The organism is Pseudonocardia sp. (assembly GCF_050246655.1).
Taxonomy (GTDB): Bacteria; Actinomycetota; Actinomycetes; order Mycobacteriales; family Pseudonocardiaceae; genus Pseudonocardia.
In genome coordinates this window covers 1-3,061 of the sequence record NZ_JBFWVQ010000231.1, presented here as the reverse complement: position 1 = coordinate 3,061, position 3,061 = coordinate 1, and the positions used below count along the sequence as shown (strand labels likewise).

Below are 3,061 nucleotides of genomic sequence, written 5' to 3'. Positions count from 1 at the left end.
CCGCGCGAGCCGATCGAGGTGATCGACTCGCACACCGAGGGCGAGCCGACCCGCGTCGTCCTCGGCGGCTGGCCGGTGCCCGCGGGGGCGAGCGTGCTGGCCCGGCGCGAGGCGATGCGGGGTGCCCACGAGGCGTTCCGGCGCGCTGTGGTGCTGGAGCCGCGCGGGCATGACGCCGTCGTCGGGGCGCTGCTCGTCCCGCCGGATCGCGCCGAGGCGGTCAGTGGCGTCGTCTTCTTCAACGATGTCGCGTGGCTCGGCATGTGTGGCCACGGCACCATCGGCGTCGTGCGCACCCTCGCGCACCTGGGGCGCATCGGCCCCGGGCCGGTCGAGCTCGACACGCCCGTGGGGCCGGTCGGCGCGATCCTCCACGACGATGGCGCGGTGACCATTCGCAACGTCCCCGCGTGGCTCGAGCGGGGCGACGTCTCGGTGGAGGTCGACGGCCTCGGCACGGTAACCGGCGACGTCGCGTGGGGCGGCAACTGGTTCTTCCTCACCGAGCTCCCCGGGGTTCCGCTGCACTTCGCCGACCGCGCCGAGTTGCTGCGGCTGACCACCGCGATCCGCACCGCGCTCCGGCGCGACGGGGTGACCGGGCGCGATGGGGCCGAGATCGACCACGTGGAACTGTTCGGACCCCCGACCCGACCCGACGCGGACGCGCGCAACTTCGTGCTCTGCCCAGGTGCGGCGTACGATCGCTCGCCGTGCGGCACCGGCACCTCCGCCAAGATGGCCGCGCTGCACGCCCATGGCCGCCTCGCGATCGGGGCGGAGTGGCGGCAGGAGAGCATCATCGGGTCGCGCTTCACCGGGTGGCTCGAGCAGCATGGCGAGGAGCTCATCCCCCATGTGCGCGGGACGGCGTTCATCACCGGCCGGGGGACGCTGCTGTTCGATCCCGCGGATCCGTTTCGCAGCGGGATCACGTGAGCCATCCCGACGTGCTCGTCGTCGGGGCCGGCCTCGTCGGCGCCGCCATCGCGCGCGAGCTCGCGCGGGCGGGCCTGCGCGTGGAGATCCTCGAGGCGGAGTTCGCCGGGGCGGGGAGCACCGGTGCGGCGATGGGACACCTCGTCGTGATGGACGATTCCATCGCGCAGTTCGCGCTCTGCCAGCATTCGTGCGCGCGGTGGCGCGAGTGGCTCGCCGAGCTGCCCGCGGCGGCGGAGCGCGACCCGTGCGGGACGCTCTGGCTCGCCGCGGATGATGAGGAGCTCCGCGCCGCGCGGGACAAGCTGCGCCTGTACCACGACCACGGCGTGCGTGCCGAGGTGCTCGATGCCGTGCAGCTCGCGGCGGCGGAGCCCGCGCTGCGGCCCGGACTCGCCGGGGCGATGCGGGTCCCGGACGACCTGGTCTGCTACCCGCCGGCCATCGCCCGCGCGCTGATCGAGGATGCCGTGCGGCTGGGTGCCACGCTGACCGTCCGGCGGGCGGTGGCGCTCGAGCCCGGTCGGGTGCGCTGCAACGATGGCACCACCCACGCCGCGGGGGCGATCGTCGTGGCGACGGGCGCGCACGCGGCGGCACTCCTGCCGGGCTTGCCGGTCGTCCCGCGGCGCGGGCACCTGGTCATCACCGATCGGACCCCGCTGCGCGTGCATCATCAGGTCGTCGAACTCGGCTACCTCCACAGTGCGCACACGATGGGCGGGGCCTCGGTCGCGTTCAATGTCCAGCCGCGACGCACCGGCCAGTTGCTGGTCGGATCGTCGCGCGAGCTGGTGGGCTTTGATGGTCGCCTCGAACGCTCGGTCCTCGCGCGGATGCTGGCCCGGGCGACCACGTTCATCCCCGGGCTAGCGCGGGTGCCCGCCTCGCGAGCGTGGGTCGGATTCCGACCCGCGACTCCCGACGCGCTGCCCCTGATCGGGCCGTGGCCGGGAATGGAGGGGGTGTGGGTCGCCACCGGACACGAGGGCCTCGGCATCACGATGGCGACCGGCACCGCCGACCTCATCGTGGCGGGGCTCACCGGCTCGCCGCCGCCGCTCGATCCGTTCCCCTATCGTCCGGACCGTCCGATGGCGGAGGCCGCGGCATGATCGACGTCACGATCCTGGTCAACGGTGTCCCCCGACGCGTCCCGGCAGACCTCTCGCTCGCGGCGGCGCTCTGGCGCCTCGGGATCCACCGGTTCCGGACGGATCGCGACGGGGCACCCCGCGCGCCGGTCTGCGGCATGGGGACATGCTTCGAGTGTCGCGTCGAGGTCGATGGACGCACCGGCGTTCGATCCTGCCTGCTGCCGGTGCGCGAGGGGCTTCGGGTGGAGCTGCCGGCGTGAGCGCGCCGGTGCTCGCGCGACGGCTCGACCTGGTCGTGGTCGGGGCCGGGCCGGCCGGACTCGCCGCGGCCGATGCCGCCGCCGGCGTCGGACGGCAGGTGCTCGTCCTCGATCAGGCGCCGCGCCCCGGGGGGCAGATCTGGCGGCATCGGCCCGGCGATGTCCTGCCCGTCGAGGCACGGACGCTGCTGGACCGGGTCCGGCCGCCGCGGGTCGCCGTCGCGTGCGGCGCGTCGGTCGTCGATGCACCGGGGCCGGGGCAGCTCATCGTCGACTTCGGCGGTCGCCTCGCCGCCGTCGAGACCGGGGCGGTCGTCCTCGCCACCGGGGCCACCGAGCGCCTGCTCCCGTTTCCCGGCTGGACCCTTCCCGGTGTGGTGGGTGTCGGCGGGATGCAGGCCCTCCTCAAGGCGGGCCTCCCGGTCGCGGGATCGCGCATCGTGATCGCCGGATCGGGGCCGCTCGCGTGGCCGGTGGCCGCGGCGCTGCACCACGAGGGAGCGGTGGTCGAGGAGATCCTCGAACAGGCCGACGCGCTCGCCGTGGCGCGCTTCGCGCTGTCCCTCATCGGACGACCCGCAACGCTCGCGCGCGCGCTCCGCTACCGGGCGGCCACGCTCGGCATTCCCTACCGCACCGGCGGGTGGGTCGTGCGCGCCGAGGGCACCGATCGGGTGACGCACGCGGTGCTCCGCGTCGGCGGGCGGGAGCGGCGGATCGCGTGCGACTGGCTGGCAACCGCGGCAGGGCTGGTGCCGCGCACCG

General features: G+C 74.9%; 4 protein-coding genes. All 4 read left to right on the top strand.

Features of this window, described 5'->3' with window-relative positions; genetic code table 11:
- Positions 1–18 precede the first annotated feature (18 nt).
- Positions 19–939 carry a proline racemase family protein gene (locus tag AB7J25_RS30640; RefSeq protein WP_428514877.1) on the top strand — a complete coding sequence of 307 codons (921 nt, stop codon included), beginning with the start codon at positions 19–21 and terminating at the stop codon, positions 937–939.
- A complete protein-coding gene (locus AB7J25_RS30635; RefSeq protein ID WP_428514875.1) occupies positions 936–2,054 on the top strand; it encodes an NAD(P)/FAD-dependent oxidoreductase in 1,119 nt (372 codons plus the stop codon). The genes AB7J25_RS30640 and AB7J25_RS30635 overlap by 4 nt, the downstream gene beginning before the upstream one ends.
- Complete coding sequence (locus AB7J25_RS30630) at positions 2,051–2,296, top strand: (2Fe-2S)-binding protein (protein ID WP_428514873.1); 246 nt, start codon at positions 2,051–2,053, stop codon at positions 2,294–2,296. The genes AB7J25_RS30635 and AB7J25_RS30630 overlap by 4 nt, the downstream gene beginning before the upstream one ends.
- On the top strand, positions 2,293–3,061 hold a 769-nt coding region (locus AB7J25_RS30625), incomplete at its 3' end, for an FAD-dependent oxidoreductase (protein ID WP_428514871.1). The genes AB7J25_RS30630 and AB7J25_RS30625, both read left to right, overlap by 4 nt.

What these genes read in the sequence shown, in the direction of transcription:
- AB7J25_RS30630 (WP_428514873.1), top strand. Translation starts at nt 2,051, where the DNA reads ATGATCGACGTCACGATCCTGGTCAACGGTGTCCCCCGACGCGTCCCG.